The sequence below is a fragment of the Pseudonocardia charpentierae genome, from assembly GCF_031845345.1.
In the GTDB taxonomy this organism is placed as follows: Bacteria; Actinomycetota; Actinomycetes; order Mycobacteriales; family Pseudonocardiaceae; genus Pseudonocardia; species Pseudonocardia charpentierae.
In genome coordinates, this window is sequence record NZ_JAVREJ010000003.1 from 359,686 (window position 1) to 381,654 (window position 21,969).

The following is a 21,969-nucleotide window of genomic DNA, read 5'->3' on the forward strand; positions in this document are numbered from 1 at the left end:
GCACGATCAACCTGCCTGATCGTGCGGTACCAAAACCGGCCCCGTGGCCGGGCTGGAGGCTCGCACGATCAACCTGCCTGATCGTGCGGCACGAAAACCGGCCCCGTGGCCCGGCTGAAGGCTCGCACGATCAGCTCGGTTGATCGTGCGGCGCCATGCCCGGCCGGCCGGCGCGGCCCGCCGGGCTCGAGCGAACGCGGCGTTGGCTTCGTCAGACTTACCCGACGCCGCGTTCGCTCACCTCGGGCGGCGGGCCGCGGCCGCCTCCTGGACCATCCCGACGGCCGTCGCCACCTGCGCGACGCCCACCAGCACCCCGGCGCGGATGCCGGCGCGGAAGCCCCGGCGGAGCAGACCGACGTAGAAGCTCAGTGGCTCCGGGCGGCGGAGGGTGCCGTGCCCGGCGCGGAACCGGTAGGCGCCGCGGCCGTACCGGACCTGCTGGCGCCAGAACCCGGCGGGGGAGAGCTCCTGGTGGTGGCGGACCAGCGCCTCCGGGGTGAAGGCGAGCGTGCGGCCCGATCCGACGAGCCGCGCACACCAGTCGCGGTCCTCGCCCGCGGCGAGCGGGTAGCTTCCGTCGAACGGCACGGCGGCGCAGACCTCCGCCCGGCACGCGAGGTTGCTCGTCGGGGCGAACCGCATCCGGCCCGCCGGGTCGACGGTCGCCTCGGCCAGATGTGTGGCGACGGCCTGAGCTGCCGCGGCGACGACGCTGTGCGGGCGCCCGTTGCGGGTGGGCCCGGCGGCCGCGTCGGCCCCGGTCGCGATGCGCGCGGCGAGCGCGGCGGCCCAGCCGGGCACGGGGTCGCAGTCGTCGTCGGTGAAGCAGACGACCGGGGCCGCCGCCGCCGCCACACCGGCGTTCCGGGCGGCCGCCGGTCCACGGCCGGCCCCGCGCACCAGCCGCGCGCGGGGCGCCCCGGCGACGACCGCGGCGACGGCGGCGGCGTCCCGCGACGCGTCGTCGACGACGACGATCTCCAGGTCGGCCACGGTCTGGCGCTCCAGCGCGGCGAGGCAGACGGCGAGCCGGTCCGGCCGGTCGCGGGTCGGGACCACGACGGAGATCTGCGGGACGACCTGCGGGTTCACGCGAGCACACCCCATCCGGCGACGGCGGCCGCCCCCACGAGAGACGCTGTCACGAGCCGCCACCCCGCGGCCCCGGGCACGGCCACGACTCCGGCCACCGCTGCGGCCGTCGTGCCGGCCAGCGCGGCACCGGCGGCTCCGGCCGCGCCCCAGACCGGTACGGCGAGCACGGCGACACCGACGAACACGGCCGCTCCCGCCGCCGCGGCCGTCAACGTCGCCACCGGCCGCAGCCGCAGCGCCGCCGCCTGCAGGAGCAGTGCGTTGAGCGGGGCGAGGACGACCGTGGCGAGCGCGAGCGGGAAGGCTACGACCGCATCCGTGTAGGCGGCACCGAGCACGAGGGGAACCGCGACGCCGATCGCGAGCACCGCGAGGGCCATGGCCGGCAGCACCGCGGCCAGCAGCACGCCGGCCAGCCGGCGTAACGCGGGCTCCGCCGCACCCTCCGCCTGCCGCGCGGAGAGCGCGGGCAGCGTGACGACGAAGACCTGCGCGACGGCGTACGTCGCGGCCAGCGCAACCCCGATCGCGACCGCCGCGTGCCCGGTCTCCTCGTCCGTGCTCAGTGCCGCCGCCGCGACCACGCCGCCACGCTGCACGAACTGGGTCAACGCCCCGGTGCCCGCGGCGACCAGCCCGAACCGCGCGGCATCCGGGGGCAGGTCCACGGGCACCCGCGGAGCCGTCCGCCAGAGCGGGGCGGTCGTCGCGGCGGCGAGGGCGAGCCCCGCGGCGCCGGCGACGGTCACACCGGCGATCGCACCGTCCACCCCGGCCGCTCCGTACAGCGCGACCACCGCGGCGATGAGCACGGCGTTCTGCACCGGAAAGCGCGCCGACCAGGCGCCGGCGCGACCCAGGCCGAGGTCGGCCTGCAGGGCGAGGGTCGCGACGACGTTCAGGGCGAGGGCGAGCAGTACCCACACCGTCTCCCGCGGCGGGAACCAGCCGCCCGCCGCCAGAACCGCTCCGACGAGGGTGAGCAGGACGAACGGCGCGATCCGGTTCCGAGCGAGCCGGAGGGTCAGCGCCCGGGCGAGACCGCGGCGCTGCTCGGGGGGAGCGGCCGGAACGTAGCGGGCCAGGAGCGTCGCCCCGCCGAGCGTCATGGCGACCGACCCCACCGCGACCAGCGTCAGCGCGACGGACAACCGCCCGTAGTCGGCGGGCCCGAGCAGCCGGGGCACGACCGTGGCGAGCAGAACCAGGGTCGCGGCCTCGGCCACCTTGCCCAGCACCCCGGCGACGACGGGACGGCGCAGATCGCTTGCCGACGACGTACCCCGCGGCCCGGCGCGCACCGATTCAGGCAAGGCTGTCCTGACCCATGGCTGCGGACCCTACCCCGCGCGACGGGCCCGTCTCCGCAGAGTCGCCGGCGTCCCCGCCAAGTCGATCGGCCGTGCGGGGACGCGACGGGCTCTGCGAGGACGCGCGCGGGGTGGTCAGTTCGCGACCCCGGCATCGGCCCCGGCCACCGTCCGCCCGCCGCGGGTCAGCACGTACGCGTCGCGGGCCAGCGGGGAGGTGAACGCGTACACCCGGACGTACGGGTCGCCCGGCCCGTCGGTGGGCAGCGCCAGCACCGACTGCGAACGCGGCACCTGCGCGTAGACCCCACCGCGGTCGGCGGCCCAGGCCATGTCGGCCAGGCCGGCCAGCGGCGGGCCGTCCGGGGCGGCGGCGCGGGTGACGCCGAACGTGGCGGGCTCAGTGACCCCGTCGACTGCGGCCGGAGGCCGCGTACAGGGATGGGCGAACGCGACCTGCCAGCCCAGAGCGACAGGGGCGGCCGGCGGAAGCAGCGTCGACAGCGGCACCGTCCGGGCGCGCGCTGGCGCGGTGAACGCCAGCCAGCCGTGCAGCGCATCCGTCGTGTCCGTCGCCTCGATCCGGACGGCGTCTGCACCGGCGGGCGGCCGGAGCGGGAAGGTGCGCCAGTGCGGCGAGCTGGCTTCGTCGGCGAGCGGGACGCGGTCCAGCGGCGTCACGGAACCGTCGGCGCGGCGGCCGTAGACCGCGGTCAGCGTCGTGCCGCCACCGGCGACGAGGTTCCCGGCGGCGAGAACGACGGACGTCGCCTCCCGCGCAGGCGGGGGCAGTGAGTACCAGGCGGTCGTCGCCGACCCGCCGGGGCGGTCGGTCAACGAGCCCCACACCGGGCCGGGAGGCGGCCGATCGCCCGCGAAGAACCCTCCGCCGTCGGCGAAGCCGTCGACGGGTCCTGGTTCGGAGATCGCGTCGAGCGTCGTCGCCCGGGTGGCGTCGAGCACGCGGAGCCCGGCGGCGGCTCCGCAGTGGTGCCCTGCCGGATCGGCGACGTTCTGCGCCCACAGCGATCCCGGCGGGGTGCTGCGCAACCCGGCGACAGTGAACATCCCGACGGTCGCGATCACCGAGGCCGCGAGCGAGGCTGCAAGCACCAGCGGGACGGCGCGCACGGCGGCGTCGCGGGCGTCGCGCGGCGTCCCGGTCCGTCGGCGGCGGAGGAGCACGAGGGCGGCCGCGACGGCGAGCAGCGCGAGCCAGAGCAGCGGGTGGTCCATCGTGACGCCGCGCAGGGAGAGCCGGGCGTACGGGTCGGCGATCCCGTCGAGCCAGGCGTACGGCCACGAGTTCGGGCCGTGCCACACCAGCGCACACACCGCCGCCGTCGACACCGCCAGCGCGATCGGTACGGCCACGGGGAGCCGCTCTCCGCGGAGCACGGCGCGGCACAGCGGGACCGCGGAGACCAGCAGCAACCCGAGGAACGCAGCACCGACCCCGGCGAGCGACCCGAAGTGGTGGGTCCACTTCGACGGCGTCAGGACCAGGGCCGCGAACCCGAGAGCGGTCGCGGAGGCCGTCAGTACGAGCGGCACCGGCACCGGGACCCGGCGCGCCCGCGCGGCGACCGCCAGCACCGCGAACCAGGCGAGCCCGAGCAGGCAGGTGAGCACGGCGGCACGGCGTGCGAAGCTGCCCATGGGGATGGGGTCGAGCAGGAACGCGTACCGGCCGGCCTCGTCGGCCCAGCCGTCGGGGGTGAAGACCGCCGCGGTCACCGCCTGCCCGCGGAGGAAGTCGCGGACAGCACCGTCGGCGAACCCGAGGAGCAGCGCCGTCGTCAGCCCGGATCCCACGGCGACGGACCGCAGCACGGTCTCCTGCCCTGCGCCGCGGAGCAGGGGTACCAGCAGCGGCAGGGCGGCGATCAGCACGCCCAGCAGCACCACGCCGCCGGTGTGGGCGACCCCGCCCGCTCCGGCGACGGCCAGGCCGAGCCAGGCGAGCGCGAGCCGACGGCTCGTCGCGGCCCGGAGCAGCAGCGCCGTCGCCGTGGCCGCGCACAGGGCCACCACCGGCTCGGGCCGGACCCCCATGTCGTACGGGAGCCACCACGCGAGGAACGCCACGGCCGTGGCGGCCCGCAGGAGCGTTCCGCTCCCGCCGAGGCGGCGCACCGCGGCCCAGGTGAGCACCCCGCAGACCGCAGCCGGCACGCGCAGCAGCACCGGTGCGGTGCCCACCCACTGCTGCCACTCCGCCAGAGCCAGGTAGGGCCAGGTGAACGGGGTGAAGCCGCGGTTCTGGAACTGGACGTAGTCGCCCACCGAGCCGGTCAGGGCGGCGTTGCGGGCCTGCAGCACGAAGTAGCCGTCGTCGTCGGTCGCTGGGGCGACGAACATCCACCACACGAGCACGCCCACGACCACGAGATCCACCAGCGCCCCGGGCCCGGGGTGCCGCGGCCACCGCAGACCGGGACGCCGGACGCGACGGTCGACCAGCGCCAACAGGACGACCGTGGTGAGCAGCGCCAGCACGAGCACGACGGTCAGCACGGACTTGACGGTGGTCGGGGTGGTGGTCGACTCGTCGTCGACCCGCAGCGACACCGCGAGCTCGCCCGGCGCGACGCCGGTGAGGCTGCTCAGCAGCAGGTCGACGTCCGGCAGCCGCTCGCCCTGCCACCGGCCCACCTCGACGCCGTCGCGGGTCACGACGATCTCCGCCGACCGGGGGCCCGCCACCGCGTCGGGGTCGCTCGGCACGCGCTCGATCGGAACGGCGGGGTCGATGCCGCCGAGCGGGGTGGGCGGTCCGCGCACGTCCGCCGGTAACCCCGCGTCGGTGCCGGTCAGCCGGTAGGTGCACGCCCCCGGGGGCACCGGTTCGTCGACGGCCAGGGTGTCGCGCACCCGGACCTGCACGCGGTCGGCGACGGCGCTGACGACCAGGGCCGCTCCGGTCTGTCCAGAACCGGGCAGCGCGGTCGCGAGCACGGTGCCTGCGCCCCGGCCGTTGCCGGTGTCGGGGACGGCTGCAGCGCGGCGGACGGCGTCGCAGCCGAACCGCACGTCGAGCCCGAGGGGGCGGTAGGCCGTCAGCGGCAGCAGGGTCGACTCCACGCGTGCCGGGTCGCGGGGCCAGGTCACCGTCGGGGTGCTGACCACGACGGGGGCGAACGGCAGGGCCAACCCGCAGACGACGGCGACGAGCCCCGCCAGCGCTGCCACGCGCAGCGGCCACGGCGACCGCGACGACGCGGGCGGAGCGGCCGGGACGGCGCCGGTCTCCGGCGGCGCGTCGCCCGCGTCGCGCGTGGTCGTCACCGGGCCATCCTGGTGCACTCCGGCCCGATGATCGACCGGCTGCCGGATCTCAGGACTGCGCGGCGGCGAACTGCGCCTCGTACAGCGCGTGGTAGGCGCCGTGCGCGGCGAGCAGCTCGTCGTGCGTGCCCTGCTCGACGATCCGGCCGCCGTCCATCACGAGGATCAGGTCGGCGTCGCGGATCGTGGAGAGCCGGTGCGCGATGACGAAGCTGGTGCGGTCGCTGCGCAGCCGGGCCATCGCGCGCTGCACGAGCACCTCGGTGCGCGTGTCGACCGAGCTGGTGGCCTCGTCCAGGATCAGCAGCGACGGGTCGGCGAGGAACGCCCGGGCGATCGTGATCAGCTGCTTCTCCCCGGCGCTGACGGCGCCGCCGTCGGAGTCGACGCGGGTGTCGTAGCCGTCGGGCAGCCTGCGCACGAACCGGTCGACGTACGCCGCGCGGGCCGCCGCCTGCAGCTGCTCCTCGGTCGCGTCCGGGTTGCCGTACGCGATGTTGTCGCGGATCGTGCCGCCGAACAGCCAGGTGTCCTGCAGCACCATGCCGATCCCCGAGCGCAGGTCGGCGCGCGACATCGTCGCGATGTCGACGCCGTCGAGCGTGATCCGGCCCGCGTCGAGCTCGTAGAACCGCATCACGAGGTTCACCAGAGTTGTCTTGCCTGCGCCCGTCGGGCCCACGATCGCGACGGTCTGCCCCGGCTCGGCGACCAGGGAGAGGTCGTCGATCAGCGGCACGTCCGGGCGGTAGCGGAACGACACGTGCTCGAACGCCACCCGGCCCCGCCGCTGCGCGCGCACCGCCGGTACGACCGGGTCCGCGACCTGCTCGGGCGCGTCGAGGAGCTCGAACACCCGCTCGGCCGAGGCCACCCCCGACTGCAGCAGGTTCGTCATCGACGCCAGCTGCGTGAGCGGCTGGGTGAACTGCCGCGAGTACTGGATGAACGCCTGGACCTCGCCGAGCGTCATCGCCCCGGACGCGACCCGCAGCGCGCCGACCACCGCGACGGCGACGTAGTTGAGGTTCCCGAGGAACATCATCGACGGCATGATGATCCCGGAGACGAACTGCGACCGGTAGCTCGCGCCGCGCAGCTCGGCGTTCTTCGCCGCGAAGTCCGCCTCCACCTCGGCACGCCGTCCGAACACGTTCACCAGCTCGTGGCCAGTGAACGCCTCCTCGATCTGCCCGTTCAGCTCGCCGGTGTAGCGCCACTGCGCCACGAACTGGCCCTGCGACCGCCTCGCGATCGCCCGGGTCATCCACGTCGACAACGGCACGGTCAGCAGCGCGATCACCGCCAGCAGCGGCGAGATCACCACCATGAACACCAGCACGCCGACGACGGTCAGCAGCGAGGTCAGCAGCTGGCTCATCGTCTGCTGGAGGCTCTGGGAGACGTTGTCGATGTCGTTGGTGACGCGGCTGAGCAGCTCGCCCCGCGAGCGGGCGTCGACGTAGGACAGCGGCAGCCGGTGCAGCTTGTCCTCCACGTCGCGGCGCAGCGCCGCGATGGTGCGCTGCACGATGCCGTTGAGCAGCCAGCCCTGCAGGTAGGCCAGCAGCGAGGCGCCGACGTAGATCGCGACGACGAACAGCAGCACGCGACCGAGCGCCGCGAAGTCGACACCGACGCCCGGGATCACGTTCTGCGATTCGATCAGCGTGGCCGTGGTGTCGTTGCCGGCGGCACGGGCGTCGGCCGCGGCCTGGGCGGTGGAGATGCCCGCCGACAGCTGCCGGCCGAGGACACCGGCGAAGATGAGGTCCGTGGCGCGGCCGAGGATCACCGGCCCGACGACGTTGAGGGCCACGCTGACGACGCCGAGGACGAGCACGGCGACGACCCCGAGCCGGTGGGGGGCCAGGCGCCCCAGCAGGCGCCGCGCGGACGGGCCGAACGACGACGCCTTCTCCGTGGGCACGCCGAGGCTCGCCCATGGTGGACCGCCACCGCCCGGCCGGCGCTGCGCGGCCATCGCGCGGGCGGCACGGGCGGTCTCGTCGGCACCCGCAGCGGTGGCGGGGCGGGCGCCGTTCTGATTGGCGGTGCTCATGCCGCGTCCGCCGTGCTGAGCTGCGACTCGACGATCTCGGCGTAGGTCGGGCACGTCGACAGCAGCTCGTCGTGCGTGCCGATCCCGACGACGGTGCCCGTGTCCAGCACGACGATCGTGTCGGCACCCGTGATCGTCGAGACGCGCTGGGCGACGATCACCACCGTCGCGTTCGCGGCGACCGGGCCGAGCGCGCTGCGCAGCCGCGCGTCGGTGGCGACGTCCAGGGCGGAGAACGAGTCGTCGAACAGGTAGATCTCCGGTCGGCGCACCAGCGCGCGGGCGATCGCCAGCCGCTGCCGCTGGCCGCCGGAGAGGTTGGTGCCGCCCTGCGCGACCGGTGCGTCCAGACCGGCGGGCATCGCCCGCACGAAGTCGGCACCCTGGGCGACCTCCAGCGCCGCCCACAGCTCGTCGTCCGTGGCGTCGGGGCGGCCGTGCCGCAGGTTCGACGCGACCGTGCCGGAGAACAGGTAGGGCCGCTGCGGGACGTAGCCGATCCGCCCGACCAGCTCCTGCGGCGCGAGGTCGCGCACGTCCACCCCGTCGACCGACACCGCGCCCGTGGAGACGTCGAACAGCCGCGGCACCAGCGACATCAACGTGGTCTTCCCCGAGCCGGTGCTGCCCACCACGGCCGTGGTGGTGCCCGGGCGGGCGGCGAAGGAGATCTCGTACAGCACCGGGGCGTCCGCGCCGGGATAGCGGAACCCCACCCGGTCGAACACCAGCAGGCCGTCGCGCCGGTCCGGGGTCACCGGCTCCGCCGGGAGGGTGACCGACGTCCGCGTGTCGAGCACCTCGACGATGCGCTCGGCACAGACCGCGGCCCGCGGGACCATCATCGCCATGAACGTGGCCATCATGACCGCCATGAGGATCTGCAGCAGGTAGGCCAGGAACGCCGTCAGCGCCCCGATCTGCATCAGCCCGGCGTCCACCCGGATCCCGCCGAACCACAGCACCGCGACGCTGGACACGTTGAGCACCAGGATCACGACCGGGAAGATCAGCGCCTGCAGCCGGCCCGCGCTGGTGGCGACCGCCGTGAGGTCCGCGTTCGCCCTGCCGAACCGGGCGGTCTCCAGCGGTTCGCGGACGAAGGCCCGCACCACCCGGATCCCGCCGATCTGCTCGCGCAGCACCCGGTTGACCTCGTCGATCATCGTCTGCATCCGGCGGAACCGCGGCACCATCCGGCTGACGATCACCCCGATGGTCCCGGCCAGCACCGGGACGCAGACCGCGACCAGCCACGACAGGCCCGGGTCCTCCCGCAGCGCCATGACGATCCCGCCCACGCACATGATCGGCGCGGCGACCAGCATCGTGCACGAGGTGAGCACGAGCATCTGCACCTGCTGGACGTCGTTCGTGCACCGCGTGATCAGCGACGGGGCGCCGAACCGGTTCACCTCGCGGGTGGAGAACTTCCCGACGCGGTGGAAGACCGCGGTGCGCGCATCCGCCCCGAAGGCGGTGGCGGTGCGCGCGCCGTGATGCACGGCGGCGATCGAGCAGGCCACCTGGACGAGGCTGATCAGCAGCATCATGCCGCCGAGCCGCATGATCAGCTCGGTGTCGCCGGTGGCGATGCCGCGATCGATGATCTCCGCGTTCAGGCTGGGCAGGTACAGCGACGCGATCGTGCCCACCAGCTGCAGCACGACGACCGCCGCCAGTGGCCGTCGGTAGGGCCGCAGGTGGGTGCGCAGCAGGCGGGCGAGCACGGGCGTCCTCTCGAACCGGTCGGATCAGGAGCGGGGATCAGGGATGGTCGCACGGGGATCGCGACCGCTCCGTCATACCACCCGGGTCCGACAGGACCGCGCGAATATGCTCCGGCCCCGGCCGGATCACCGTCGGGCGTCAGCCGTCCAGCACTGCGCGGACCACGGCCATGGCCGCCCCGCGCAGCGCCGCCTCGCCACCCAGCGCGGACATCCGCACCGCGACGGGGGAGCGCCACACCACGCGGCGCGCCAGCTCGTCCGCGACCGCCCCGCGCAGTACCGCGCCCAGGCGCGGGTAGCCGCCGCCGAGCACGACGGTGGGCAGGTCGAGCAGGTTCACCGCACCGGCCAGGGCGACGCCCAGCGCGTGACCTGCCGCCCGCAGCGCGGCGTCCGTGGCGGGCTCGCCCCGGTCCGCCGCGGCGGCGAGCGCGTCGAGGTCGTCGACCCCCGCCGCCCGGCACAGCTCCTCCACTCCGACCGCCCGCTCGAGGCACCCCTGGCCCCCGCAGGTGCACGGCGGTCCGGCGGGGTCGACGACGACGTGGCCCAGCTCGCCCGCACGGCCCCCGGACCCGCCGAACAGCCGCCCGCCGAGCACGATCCCGGCGCCGACGCCGATGCCCCCGGAGACGTAGAGGAAGTCGTCGCCCGCCCCGCCGGCGCGCTGCTCGGCCAGCGCGGCCAGGTCGGCCTCGTTCCCGACGGTCACCGGCACGTCGCCGACGACCGGCCCGAGCACCGCGGCGGCCCGCGCGACGATGTCGACGTCGCGCCACAGCGGTAGGTTCGGCGCCCGTTCCAGCACGTTCCCGGCGACGACACCCGGCACCGCGAGGCCGACCCCCGTGACCGGCAGTCCGGCCTCGGCGACCACGTCGGCCGCCAGCGCGGCCGCTGCCTCCAGCCCGACCGCCGGCCCGTGCGTCCGGTGGTCCGACGTGGCGACGCGCCGGGCCCGGACCGCGCCGGTCAGGTCGACCACGCACGCGCCCACGGCGTCGACGCCGATCTCCACCCCGAGCCCGCCCGGCCCGGACCGGTTGAGCTCGAGCGGGTTGGCCGGGCGGCCCGTGCCGCCGCGGGCGGCCGCGAGCTCCGCGACCAGCCCGGCCGCGAGCAGCTCCTCGACCAGCGACGACACGGTGCCCCGCGTCAGGCCCGTGCGCGTGGCGATGCGGGCCCGCGACACCGGCTCGTCGGCCGCGACGGTGTGCAGCACGAGGGCGCGGTTGTGCCGGCGCACCGTGTGCTGGCCGGCCGGGAGGGACGCGCTCATGTCGCGTACGCCGACGAGCGGCCCGCTCGCCCGACAGGATCCGACGGGCGGCCCGCTCGTCCGATGAAGCCGGACGAACGGGCCGCTCGTTGCAGAAGGACCCCGCGGGTCGAGGTCACACCCGGGTCGCGGTGAGGTCGCGGACCTCGGCGTACCGGGCGCGCACCGCCGGCGTCGGGTCGGCCTCGCGCAGCACCGTCCCGGCGGGCTTCCACTGAGGCAGCTCGCCGCGCAGCACCCACGCCGCCTGGCGTGCTGCCCCGTCGGCGACGTACTCGCCCGGCGCCGGCACCACCACCGGCCGACCGAGCACCGCGGGGGCGATCACCTGCACGGCTTCCGACCGCGCGCCGCCGCCGATCAGGAACACCCGGCGCACCGGCACGCCGGCCTCCTCGAGCGCGTCGACCGCGTCGGCGAGCCCGCACAGCAGGCCCTCCACCGCGGCGCGGGCCAGGTACTCCCGGTGCACGGTGCCCAACGTCAGGCCGTGCAGCGCACCCGTCGCGTCCGGGCGGTTCGGCGTCCGCTCGCCCTCCAGGTACGGCACGAGCGTCAGCCCGCCCGCCCCGGCCGGCGCGTTGAGCGCCAGCTCGGCCAACCGGTCGTGGTCGACGCCGAGCAGCGCGGCCGTGGAGTCGAGCACCCGTGCCGCGTTGAGCGTGCACACCAGCGGCAGGTGCTCGCCCGTGGCCGAGGCGAACCCCGCGATCGTGCCCGTCGGGTCCGCCGTGGGCACCTCGCTCACCGCGCACGCCACCCCGGACGTCCCGATCGACACCACGACGTCGCCCGGCACCGCGCCGAGCCCGAGCGCGGCGGCGGCGTTGTCGCCGGCCCCCGGGCCGAGCATCTGGCCCGTGGCGGCGGTGCCCGCCTGCTCGGCGGGACCGAGCACGCGGGGCAGCGTGACGTCGGAGCGGCCGAACCCGAGCTCGAGCAGATCGTGCCGGTAGGCGTTCGTGACCCCGGACCAGTAGCCGGTGCCGCTGGCGTCGGAGCGGTCCGTGATCAGGTCGTCGAGCGCACCCGGAGCCGACCCGAGCCCGCTGCGTAGCCGCCACGTGAGCCAGTCGTGCGGCAGGCACACCGCGGCCGTCGCGGCGGCGTTCTCCTTCTCGTTGCGGGCCAGCCACCGCAGCTTCGAGACGGTGAACGACGCGACGGGCATGCTGCCCATCGCGTCGGCCCACTCCTGGGCTCCCCGCTCGGCGACGAGGTCCGCAGCGGCCTGCGCGGAGCGCGTGTCGTTCCACAGGAGGGCGGGCCGGACGACCGCCCCTGACGCGTCGAGGCACACCATCCCGTGCTGCTGGCCGCCGACGGCGATGGCCTCGACGTCGTCGAGCCCGCCGGCCGCCGTGACCGCCTCGCCGAGCGCCGCCTCCCAGGCGGCCGGGTCGACCTCCGTGCCGTCGGGGTGCGGGGCGCGCCCGTGGCGGACCAGCTCACCGGTCTCGGCGTCGCGGATGACGACGGTGCACGACTGGGTGGAGGTGTCGACCCCCGCGACGAGAGTCATCGCGCACCCATCACGTGCTCGAGGGCCAGCTGGCCGAGCCGCACGAAGCCGTAGCCGCGCTCGGCGGTCTTGTCGGCGTCGAAGTCCTCGAACGCGCTGCGGTCCGCGACGAGGTCCGCGATCGTCTCGCCCGGCTTGATCGTCGGGGTCGAGAGGTCCGCGACCCCGGAGGCCGCCAGCGCCTCGGCCACCTCGGGGTCGGCCCGGAACGCCGCAGCGCGCTCCTTGAGCAGCAGGTAGGTGCGCATGTTGGCTGCGGCCGACGCCCACACCCCGTCGATGTCCTCGGTGCGCAGCGGCTTGTAGTCGAAGTGCCGCGGGCCCTCGTATGCCCCAGAACCGTTGCTACCGTTCTCGAGCAGGTCGACCAGCGAGAACGCGTTGAGCAGGTCGCCGTGCCCGAACACGAGGTCCTGGTCGTACTTGATCCCGCGCTGGCCGTTGAGGTCGATGTGGAAGAGCTTGCCCGCCCACAGCGCCTGCGCGATGCCGGCGGTGAAGTTCAGCCCGGCCATCTGCTCGTGGCCGACCTCGGGGTTGAGGCCGACCATGTCGCCGTGCTCGAGCTCGGCGATGAACGCCAGCGCGTGGCCGACGGTCGGCAGCAGGATGTCGCCGCGCGGCTCGTTCGGCTTGGGCTCGATCGCGAAGCGGATGCCGTAGCCCTGCTCCTTGACGTAGCCGGCGAGCAGGTCGATGCCCTCGCGGTAGCGGTCGAGCGCGGCACGGATGTCCTTGGCCTGGTCGACCTCGGCGCCCTCGCGGCCGCCCCAGAACACGTAGGTCGACGCGCCGAGCTCGGCGGCGAGGTCGAGGTTGCGGATGATCTTGCGCAGCGCGAAGCGGCGCACCGACCGGTCGTTGCTGGTGAACCCGCCGTCCTTGAAGACGGGGTGGGTGAACAGGTTGGTGGTCGCCATCGGCACGACGAGGCCGGTCTCGTCCAGCGCCGCGCGGAACCGGGCGATCAGCCGGTCGCGCTCGGGGGCGTCGGTGCCGAAGGGGATGAGGTCGTCGTCGTGGAAGGTGACGCCGTAGGCGCCGAGCTCGGCCAGGCGGTGCACGGTCTCCACCGGGTCGAGGGGGGGTCGGGTGGCGTCGCCGAACGGGTCGCGCGCCTGCCAGCCGACGGTCCAGAGTCCAAAGGTGAACTTGTCGTCCCGGGTGGGCTGGGGCGCCATGGCGACTCCTTTGTTCGGCCATCGTACAAACTTCGGCGAGCGTAGCGCCGGACCTCGGCGGACGGAAGCCTCAGCCGGCGAACTCGAGCACCGGCAGGCCGCGCACGCCCGGGAGGTCGACGCAGAACAGCGCCCCGGCCAGCGGCTGCGCGGCGAGCGCGTCGGCGTCGAGGTTCTCCCGCGAGGTGGTGATGTAGAGCCGGTCCAGCTCGGGACCGCCGAAGGTGCACGCCGTGACCTGGGCGACGGGCAGCGGGACGGCTGCGAGCAGCTCACCGTCCGGCGTGTAGCGGTGCACCGCGGCGCCCGCGAACAGGGCCACCCACAGGCAGCCCTCGGCGTCGACGGTCAGCCCGTCCGGCGAGCCCGGGCCGTCGGCGATCGTGAAGGCCGTGCGACGGCCGGACAGGGTGCCGTCTCGGTGGTCGAAGACGTCGATCTTCTTCGTCGGGGTGTCGACGTAGTAGGCGTGCGCGCCGTCGGGGGAGAAGCCGAAGCCGTTGGAGACCGTGACGCCGTCGAGCACCTTCTCGACGGACAGATCGGGGCTGAGCCGGTAGAGCGCCGCCGCGCCGGGGGTCTGGTCGTAGGCCATCGACCCGGCCCAGAAGTTGCCCGCCGGGTCCGCACCGCCCTCGTTCATCCGGATGCCCGGGTCGTGCCACACCTCGGGGAGCCGCCGCTCGACCTGCATGGCCTCGTCGAGCAGGACGAAGCCGCGCTGGTCCGCGAGCACGATCCCGCCGCCGCGGCGGGGCCGGAAGCAGGCGGCGACGGTGCCGACGTGGGTGCGGCGGACGTCCTCGGTGCCGGCCAGTTCCAGGATGTCGCCGGCCTGCATGTCCACCCATCGGACGCCGCCGAACGACGGGTGCCACACCGGCCCCTCGCCGTGCTCGGCGACGGCGGGGGTGACGGGCCGGGCGGTCAGGACCGGGACGCCGGGCGGGAGGTTCGCGTCGGGGGTGTTCGGGAACGTGAGCACCCCGCGGGCTACCCGGCGGGTGGCCGCGCCACGCTCAGACCCGCCGCCTGGGCCGGCGGAAGAGGAGGGCGAGGCCTGCGATGACCACGACGACCCCGATCACCAGCCACAGGGCGGAGCCGGTCATGAAACTGCCTCCGACCAGGTTGAGACCCTGCAGGGTCCACAACCCGCCGATGAGCACCAGCACCACACCGATGATCCGACCGACCCATTGACCCATGGGCCCATTGTGGGGTCGAGCGGGCTACTCCTGCTGGGCGCGTTTGCGGCGCTTGCCCTCGTGCATCGCGGCCACCCGGGCGACGGGGATCGTGTGGCCGTGCTCCAGCAGCTCGGCCGGCAGCTCCTGGGGGTCCGGGAGCGCCGCCGCCCACGGGTCGCCGTCGCCGAGCAGCCCCGGCGCCGTCGCGACGGTGAAGTCGGCGGGCGTGACGTGCGGGAGGTCGTCCCACGCGACCGGGAACGACACCGGCAGCCCCGGGCGGATCCGCGGGCTGTAGGCCGCGACGACGGTGGCGCCGATCGAGCGCGTGGAGTCGAGGAAGACCTTGCCGGCGCGATCGGCGCGGATGAACGCCGTGGTCGCGATCTCCGGGTCGAGCGCCTCGGCGCGGGCGGCGATCGCCCGGGTCGCCGCCGCCGAGTCCATGACCGGGACAGGCGTGATCGGCACGAAGATGTGGACGCCCTTGCTGCCGCTGGTCTTGACGGCGCCGACGAGGCCCAGGTCGTCGAGCACCCGGCGGATCAGCATCGCGGCCCGGACGACGTGCGCCCAGTTCACCGGGACGGGGCCGTCGCCCTCGGGCGGGTCGAGGTCCAGCACGAGGTGCGTCGCGTGCTGCTCACCGGCCCGGATCAGCGCGGGGTGGTACTCGACGGCGCGTTGGTTGGCCAGCCACAGCAGCGTGCGGCGGTCGTCGCACAGCGGGTAGGTGACCTCGCGGTGCGAGGCCTCGGCCCAGACCGTGGTGCGGGCGATCCACTCCGGCGCGTACTTCGGCAGGTTCTTCTGCATGAACGGCTGCTGCCCTGGTCGGACCCGCATCACCGACAGCGCCCGGCCGGCGAGCGCGGGCAGGATCGCGTGGCGGACGGCGTCGAGGTAGTCGACGAGGTCGCGTTTCGTGTGCCCTTTGCCGTCCGACGCTGTGCCGTCCGACGCAGCACCGTCGAACAACGGGCCGTCGAGGCTCGTCAGCTCGACGCCATCGCGGGTCTCTGTCGTTCCGGTCCGGGCGGCGCGGGTCCTGGCAGCGGCCATGCTGCAGCCTGTCACGAACCGGCCGCGTGAAGCTTCCGGAAGCCCTCGTCCAGACCGATCCGGGGGGTCCACCCCAACGCGGCGCGGGTCTCGCGCTGGTCGAACCAGTGCGCCGTGGACAGCTGCTCGGCGAGGAACCGGGTCATCGGCGGGTCGTGCCGCCACAGCGTCTCGACGACGGCTCCTGCGGCGCGGGCGAGCGAGGCCGGCACGGCGATCCGGGGGGCCGGGGCGCCGGCGGCGGCGCAGATCGACGCGAGCAGCTCGGCGACCGGGCGCGGCTCCCCGCCGGAGACGATGAGCACCCGGCGGTGCAGGTCCGGGGCCCGGTCGAGAGCGGCGACGAGCGCGTCGACGGCGTCGTCGACGTAGGTGGTGTCGATCAGCGCTGCCCCGGTGCCGACGACGGCGAGCCGCCCGGCCCGGGCCCGCGCGACGATCCGGCCGACGAGCTGCGTGTCGCCGGGCCCCCACACCAGGTGCGGCCGCACGACGACGACCGCGGGTTGCGCGTCTCCGCCCGGCGAGTTGCGCGTTCCTGCTCGGCGAGTCGCGCATTCCGGTACGCCGGCCAGCACCTCTTTCTCGGCCAGGGCCTTGCTGCGGGCGTAGTGGCCGCGGGCCCCGTCCGGGTCGGCCGCACCGGCGCCGACGCCGACCAGCGCGTCGCCCGCGTGCGCCACCGACGGCGACGACACGTGCACGAAGCGGCCCACGCCGGCCGCGCGGGCGGCGGCGAGCAACCGCCGCGTGCCGTCGACGTTCGTCCGCAGGTACTCCCGCCACGGCCCGACCACGTCGACCTTCGCGGCGAGGTGCACGACGGCGTCGTGCCCGGCGAGCGCCGCGTCCAGGGGCGCATGCGGATCGCCGAGATCGCCGAGTACCTCCCGGACCGGCAGCCCCGACTGACGGCGCTGCAGCACCGTGACGACGTCGCCACGGGCGGCCAGCGCCCGCGCGACGGCGCCGCCGAGCATCCCGCGCGCGCCGGTGACGAGGACCTTCACGGCCGCCGCCGCCGCGCACCCGCCAGCACCCGGCCCGCCCACGCCGCCACCCGCGTGCGGTCGATCTTCGCCGCGTGCCGGATGTCGACGGGTAGGGCGTCGGCCACCAGTACCGCCGCCACGGCCACCCCTGCGGCCGCGCGTACCGCGTCCGTCAGGGGAGCGACGGCGAGCAGCGGTGCGCCCGCGCGCCGGGCCGCGATCATCGGCTCCGGCACCACGACCACGACCACCTGCTGGGTACCGGCCGGCCCGACCCCGACCACCGCCGCGGACGCGACCCCGTCGACCGCCTCGACCCGCTGCTCGACCCCGACGGGGGTCACCGGGCCGTCGGCGGCGGTGATCACGTGCACCAGCCGGCCCTCCACCCACAGCCGGCCCTCGGCGTCGAGGTGCCCGACGTCGCCGGTGCGGTGCCGTCGCGGCTCGCGGGCGCTGCGCCGCTGCACGGCCCACAGCTGGTCGTAGCGGTCCTTCACGTGCGGCCCGGCGACGCTGATCTCACCCGTGATCCCGGGCGCGCGGGTCGGCTCCCCGTCCGGAACACCCAGCCGCGACAGGGGCACCACCGCGACGTCGACGCCGGGAAGCGCGTGCCCGACGCACACCCCGTTCCCGGGGCCGGCGGCGTCGATCTCCGCGAGCGCGACGTCGGTGACGGGCAGGGCCTCGGTCATCCCGTACGGGGTGTGCGCCGCCGCGTTCGGCAGGACGCCGCGCAACGCGTGGAGCAGCGCGGCGGGCACCGGTGCACCGGCGGACACGACGCGGCGGACGCCGGCCAGGGCGCCGCGCTGACCCGGGTCGAGAACGGCACCGGTGGCGACGACGTTGCGGAGCGCTGCCGGTGAGGCGAAGACCATCGTCGCGTCGACCGCGGCGACGGCACGGGCCAGCGCGGCGGCGGTCAGGGCGCCGGGCTTGCGCACCTCCGGGACGGCCGACGGGATGCCCAGTGCCGGGCCGTAGAGCGCGAACGGGGGGAAGGCGGCGACCAGCCGGTCGTCGCCGGTGATCCCGTACGCCGCGCGCAGGGCCGCGATCTGCGCGCGCGCCTGCCGGTGCCGGTAGACGACGCCCTTGGCGGGCCCGGTCGCACCGGACGTGAACAGGACGGCGGCCTCGTCGTCGGGCCCCGCCTCGGCCGGGAGCGCCGTGCCGCGGTCCAGCAGGGCCCGGCCTCGGCGGGCCAGCGCGGCGAGCGTGACGGGCGCGCCCAGGAGTCGCCCCGGCGGGATCGGCCCGGCCGCGATCCGGCTGCCCGGGATGCCCAGCGCGGCCGCGAGGGTGAGCCCGGGAAGGGCGCCGACGACGTGCGCCGGGTGCGCGCCGCGCAGGGCCCGCGCGAGCCCGGCGGCACCCAGCCCGGGGTCGGCGACGACGACCGACGCCCCGGCCCGCCAGCAGGCGTGCGCGGCCGCGGTCAGGTCGGCGCCGGGCGGGACGAGCAGTGCGACCCGGTCGCCGGGGGAGACCCCGTGGTCGGCGAGCCCGACTGCCAGCTCGTGCACGCGCCGGACGAGCAGGTCCCAGGAGATCGCGCGGACGCCCGGCTCCACCACAGCGGGGGAGGGGTCGCCTGCGCGGGCCTCGAGCGCGGCCCACAGCGTCGGCGCTCCCTGCCCGTCCCCGTCACCGGATGGACGACCGGCCCGTTCGTCCGAACCTGGGCGACGAACGGGCCCTTCGTCCGGACCGGCCACATCGCTGATCCAGTTCCACGCGTCGGCGGCCGCCTCCGGGGCGTCCTCCAGCACGAGGTGCGACGCCCGCTCGTAGCGCTGGACGTCCGCGTGCGGCAGCCGCGCGCGCAGGTCGCGCAGGTAGCGGTCGGAGAACACCGGGTCGCGCGGGCCCCACAGCAGCAGCACCGGCACGTCGTCGAGCTTGCGGATCTCCTCGGCGATCCCGTCCAGCGTCGCGGCGCTGACGTGCTCGGGCTCGAGCGGGATGTCGGCCACGAACTCGTCCACCGCGCGTCGCCGGTCCGCCGAGGCGTAGGGAGCGGCGAACGCGTCGCGCACCGCCGACGGCAGCGCCGGCCGCGAGAGCGCCGTCGTCGCCCGCACGAACATCGGCGTCGCCCCGCACACCGCCTGCCGCAGCGCGGGCGTCCGGGCCAGCCGGATCAGCGACGGTGCCGCCGCGCCGGCCGGCTGGTGCACCGCGGTGTTGGCCAGCACCACGGCGAGGAGACAGGGGGAGGAGGCCGCGGCCGACCGGCCGCTCGAGAGGTTCGTGCCCGGTTCCGCGGCGTCGTACCTCTGGAGGGCGCGGTTGCGCACCGCCCAGCCCAGCGAGACCGCTCCGCCCCAGTCGTGGCCCGCCGTCACCACCGGCCCGGTGACGTCGAGGGCGTCGAGCACGGCGTCCAGGTCGTCGATGCGCTCCGCCAGCGTCCGCGCCGTACCCCGCTCCGAGTAGCCCATCCCGAGCTGGTCGACGGCCACCACGCGCCATCCCGGCGGTGCGGCGGCCACGAACCGTCGCCACAGGTACGACCACGTGGGGTTGCCGTGGACGCACACCACCGTGCCGTGTTCCGGCGACCCGTGGTCGAGGACGTGCCACGTGTGCCCGCGGGAGTCGGTGACCAGCCGCGACCAGGCCGGGTCGAGTCCGGGCAGGCCCGCCGGGGGGAATGCTGCGCCGGATTCTGCGGGGATCACCACTCCAGCTCGGTGCAGCACCCGTTCAGGCCCGAACCGACCCCCATGAGCAGCACCCGGTCACCGGTCTGCAGCGAGTCGACCTGGCTGGCCAGCGTGAACGGGATCGACGCCGGGCCGATGTTGCCGCGCAACGGGAACGACCGTGGCACGCGGTTGGAGTCGATCTCCAGCGTCCGGCACATCGCCGCGGTGAACACCTGGGAGACCTGGTGGGCGATGTAGCGGTCCATGTCCGACCAGTCGAACTCGGACCGCGCGTCCGCCCACATCGCCGCGGAGATCGCCATCCCGGCGTCGAGGAGGCCCTTGGTGTCGGTGCTCATGCCGTTCAGGTCGCCGATGCACAGCTCGTGGTGCTCGGTGGCGGCCCGCAGCACGCTACCGACGAGGCGGTGCCCCTCCGGGTGCTCGTCGGCGCGGCCCAGCACCATCGCGGCGGCACCCGAGCCGAGCGTCAGCGTCGCGAACTGGCTGAGCACGTCGTCGCGGGTCGCGTCCGGTCGCACCAGCCGCTCCAGGGTGTTCTCGTGGATCTCCCGGGCACCCTCCCCGTCGACGACCAGCGCGTAGTCGATCCGCCCCGCGTCGATCATCATCGCGGCGAGCTGCATGCCGTTGAGGAACCCGAGGCAGGCGTTGGCCACGTCGAAGTTCATGCACATCGGCGGCAGGCCGAGCGCGTGGTGCACGGCGACGGCGGCCGAGGGTTCGAGGTGGGCCCGGCTCACCGAGCTGTCGACGAGCAGCCCGACCCGCGCCGGGTCCACCCCCGCCTCGGCGAGTGCCTTCGCCCCCGCCATGGCCGCGGCGTCGGCGAAACCGACGTCACGCGGCCACCACCGGCGCTCGGTGATCCCTGCCAGGTTCTCCAACAGGCCGGGGCGCAGCCCCACCCGCCGGTAGGTCGCGGCGAGCCGCTCGTCCAGCTCGGCGGAGGTGACGACGTGCGGAGCGTCCACTCCGCAGACGGACAACACCGTCGTGTTCGCGTAGCGCTGGGTCGCGTTGCCGCTCATGAACTGCCTTTCCTGGCCGCTGACATGTCCCCGTGAGTACCACGCGAGCGGCCGTCCGACGGTTCCCGGACGTGCCGCTCGTCTCCTGTACTTCCCCCCGGTTCCCGGGTCACACGTTGTGCCGCAACACAGCAGGCCTGCGCCAACCGAGCACGGCCTCGGTCATCGTCACCACCCGCCGCACCGCACGGACGTCGTGCACACGCACGATCCGTGCCCCCGCCAGCACGCAGAACACCACCGTCGCCAGGGTTGCCTCCGCGACGTCGTCCCGCGGGAGATCGAGGGTCTCCTGCAGGAAGTCCTTGTTCGACACCGACGCGAGCAGGGGAAACCCCAGCACGGCGAGCTCGCCGAGCCGCCGCGTCAGCTCCAGCGAGTGCATGGTGTTCTTGTTCAGGTCGTGGCCGGGGTCGACCACGATCCGGTCCTTCGCGACGCCCGCCGCGACGGCGCGCCCGGCCCTGTCGAGCAGGTACGCGCCGACCTCGGCGACCACGTCGTCGTAGTGCGGCCGCGCGAGCTCCCGGCCGGGAGCGGCGCGGCTGTGGGTCACGACGAGGGTCGCGCCGGCGTCGGCCACGACCCGGGCCATGTCCGGGTCGTGCAGCCCGGAGGTGTCGTTGACGGCGTCCGCGCCAGCCCGCAGCGCCTGCCGGGCCACCTCGGCGCGGAAGGTGTCGATCGAGATCACCGCGTCCGTCCCGGCCCGGACCGCCTCGACGACGGGCAGCAGACGGTCCAGCTCGGCGCGCTCGTCGACCCTCTCCGCGATCGGCGAGAACGGCACGGCACCGATGTCGACCCAGTCCGCCCCGTGCTCGGCGGCCTGCAGCGCCGCGCCGACGGCCTTGTCGAGCGCGAAGGTCGCGCCGCGGTCGTAGAACGAGTCGACGGTGCGGTTGACGATGCCCATCACCGCGACCTGACGGGAGAAGTCGAACGTCCGCGCGCCGATCGTGCGGACGGGGTCGCCCAGCTCCGGCTCGACGGTCGGGAAGCGCATTCAGGTCCTTCCCGGGCGGGCGGCGGTCCCAGCCACGATAACCGCCGCGTCGGGTTGCCGTCCTGCCGTCGGGATATCCACGGGCATGGTGACGGTGCGGCGGGCGACGACGGCCGGGGCGGACGCGGTGTGGGCGGTGCTGGCGGACGGATGGCGGCTGCCGGCGTGGGTGGTCGGTGCGGCGCGGGTCGCCGCGGTGGACCGGACCTGGCCCGTGGTCGGTGCGCAGCTGCGGTACGGCATCGGCGGCTGGCCGCTGGTACTGCCCGGTTCGGCGGAGGTGACGGCCTGCATTCCGGGGCGCGAGCTGGCGTTGCACGGCCGGACGCCGTTCGGTGGGGTCGACGTGCGAGTGCGGGTCGACGACGCGCCGTCCGGGTGCGTGCTGGAGATCACCGAAGATGTCGTGTCCGGCCCCGCGCACCTGGTCCCGGCCCGGGTGCGGGCAGCGATCATCGGGGCGCGCAACGTCGAGACGCTGCGGCGGCTGGCGCTGCTGGCGGAGGCGGGCACGCCCTGACGGCGATGCGGGCGACA

General features: G+C 75.2%; 16 protein-coding genes. 1 reads left to right on the forward strand and 15 read right to left on the reverse strand.

Features of this window, described 5'->3' with window-relative positions:
• Nucleotides 1-237: 237 nt before the first annotated feature.
• The 15 genes from RM445_RS07135 to folP form a co-directional block, all read right to left on the reverse strand.
• A complete protein-coding gene (locus RM445_RS07135) occupies nt 238-1,095 on the reverse strand; it encodes a glycosyltransferase (RefSeq protein WP_311555296.1) in 858 nt (285 codons plus the stop codon).
• The gene (locus tag RM445_RS07140) at nt 1,092-2,411 is read right to left on the reverse strand and encodes an oligosaccharide flippase family protein (RefSeq protein ID WP_311555297.1); all 1,320 of its coding nucleotides are present in this window, start codon (nt 2,409-2,411) and stop codon (nt 1,092-1,094) included. The genes RM445_RS07135 and RM445_RS07140 overlap by 4 nt, the downstream gene beginning before the upstream one ends.
• Nucleotides 2,412-2,543: 132 nt before the next feature.
• Entirely contained in the window at nt 2,544-5,696 is a 3,153-nt protein-coding gene (locus tag RM445_RS07145) for an arabinosyltransferase domain-containing protein (protein WP_311555298.1), read from the reverse strand.
• A gap of 49 nt (nt 5,697-5,745) precedes the next feature.
• Entirely contained in the window at nt 5,746-7,758 is a 2,013-nt protein-coding gene (locus RM445_RS07150) for an ABC transporter ATP-binding protein (protein ID WP_397469246.1), read from the reverse strand.
• Nucleotides 7,755-9,488: an ABC transporter ATP-binding protein gene (locus tag RM445_RS07155; RefSeq protein WP_311555299.1), complete on the reverse strand. Its 1,734-nt coding sequence runs from the start codon at nt 9,486-9,488 to the stop codon at nt 7,755-7,757. Before RM445_RS07155 ends, RM445_RS07150 begins: the two co-directional genes overlap by 4 nt.
• A gap of 139 nt (nt 9,489-9,627) precedes the next feature.
• Nucleotides 9,628-10,770: an ROK family transcriptional regulator gene (locus tag RM445_RS07160; protein ID WP_311555300.1), complete on the reverse strand. Its 1,143-nt coding sequence runs from the start codon at nt 10,768-10,770 to the stop codon at nt 9,628-9,630.
• 115 nt (nt 10,771-10,885) lie between these two features.
• Nucleotides 10,886-12,292 carry a xylulokinase gene (xylB, locus tag RM445_RS07165; RefSeq protein WP_311555301.1) on the reverse strand — a complete coding sequence of 469 codons (1,407 nt, stop codon included), beginning with the start codon at nt 12,290-12,292 and terminating at the stop codon, nt 10,886-10,888.
• Nucleotides 12,289-13,473, reverse strand: a complete 1,185-nt coding sequence (xylA, locus tag RM445_RS07170; protein ID WP_311555302.1) for a xylose isomerase — start codon at nt 13,471-13,473, stop codon at nt 12,289-12,291. The genes xylB and xylA overlap by 4 nt, the downstream gene beginning before the upstream one ends.
• A gap of 70 nt (nt 13,474-13,543) precedes the next feature.
• Entirely contained in the window at nt 13,544-14,458 is a 915-nt protein-coding gene (locus RM445_RS07175; protein ID WP_311555303.1) for an SMP-30/gluconolactonase/LRE family protein, read from the reverse strand.
• 34 nt (nt 14,459-14,492) lie between these two features.
• Nucleotides 14,493-14,681 (reverse strand): hypothetical protein, encoded by a 189-nt coding sequence (locus RM445_RS07180; protein WP_311555304.1) that lies wholly within the window; start codon nt 14,679-14,681, stop codon nt 14,493-14,495.
• A 24-nt stretch (nt 14,682-14,705) separates the two neighbouring features.
• A complete protein-coding gene (locus RM445_RS07185; protein ID WP_311555305.1) occupies nt 14,706-15,725 on the reverse strand; it encodes a DNA polymerase domain-containing protein in 1,020 nt (339 codons plus the stop codon).
• An 11-nt stretch (nt 15,726-15,736) separates the two neighbouring features.
• Nucleotides 15,737-16,735 (reverse strand): NAD-dependent epimerase/dehydratase family protein, encoded by a 999-nt coding sequence (locus RM445_RS07190; protein WP_311555307.1) that lies wholly within the window; start codon nt 16,733-16,735, stop codon nt 15,737-15,739.
• Nucleotides 16,732-19,407: an alpha/beta fold hydrolase gene (locus RM445_RS07195; protein WP_311555308.1), complete on the reverse strand. Its 2,676-nt coding sequence runs from the start codon at nt 19,405-19,407 to the stop codon at nt 16,732-16,734. The genes RM445_RS07190 and RM445_RS07195 overlap by 4 nt, the downstream gene beginning before the upstream one ends.
• Nucleotides 19,404-20,426, reverse strand: a complete 1,023-nt coding sequence (locus tag RM445_RS07200; protein ID WP_311555309.1) for a 3-oxoacyl-ACP synthase III — start codon at nt 20,424-20,426, stop codon at nt 19,404-19,406. The genes RM445_RS07195 and RM445_RS07200 overlap by 4 nt, the downstream gene beginning before the upstream one ends.
• Before the next feature lie 109 nt (nt 20,427-20,535).
• Complete coding sequence (folP, locus tag RM445_RS07205) at nt 20,536-21,432, reverse strand: dihydropteroate synthase (protein WP_311555311.1); 897 nt, start codon at nt 21,430-21,432, stop codon at nt 20,536-20,538.
• Nucleotides 21,433-21,517: 85 nt separating this feature from the next.
• Between folP and RM445_RS07210 the strand changes: the two genes are divergently transcribed.
• Complete coding sequence (locus RM445_RS07210; protein WP_311555313.1) at nt 21,518-21,952, forward strand: SRPBCC family protein; 435 nt, start codon at nt 21,518-21,520, stop codon at nt 21,950-21,952.
• The last annotated feature ends 17 nt before the right edge of the window (nt 21,953-21,969 follow it).

Coding starts and splice junctions, on each gene's coding strand:
- RM445_RS07150 (WP_397469246.1), bottom strand. CDS start 7,758: ATGAGCACCGCCAATCAGAACGGCGCCCGCCCCGCCACCGCTGCGGGT.
- RM445_RS07160 (WP_311555300.1), bottom strand. CDS start 10,770: ATGAGCGCGTCCCTCCCGGCCGGCCAGCACACGGTGCGCCGGCACAAC.
- xylB (WP_311555301.1), bottom strand. CDS start 12,292: ATGACTCTCGTCGCGGGGGTCGACACCTCCACCCAGTCGTGCACCGTC.
- xylA (WP_311555302.1), bottom strand. CDS start 13,473: ATGGCGCCCCAGCCCACCCGGGACGACAAGTTCACCTTTGGACTCTGG.
- RM445_RS07180 (WP_311555304.1), bottom strand. CDS start 14,681: ATGGGTCAATGGGTCGGTCGGATCATCGGTGTGGTGCTGGTGCTCATC.
- RM445_RS07185 (WP_311555305.1), bottom strand. CDS start 15,725: ATGGCCGCTGCCAGGACCCGCGCCGCCCGGACCGGAACGACAGAGACC.
- RM445_RS07200 (WP_311555309.1), bottom strand. CDS start 20,426: ATGAGCGGCAACGCGACCCAGCGCTACGCGAACACGACGGTGTTGTCC.
- folP (WP_311555311.1), bottom strand. CDS start 21,432: ATGCGCTTCCCGACCGTCGAGCCGGAGCTGGGCGACCCCGTCCGCACG.
- RM445_RS07210 (WP_311555313.1), top strand. CDS start 21,518: ATGGTGACGGTGCGGCGGGCGACGACGGCCGGGGCGGACGCGGTGTGG.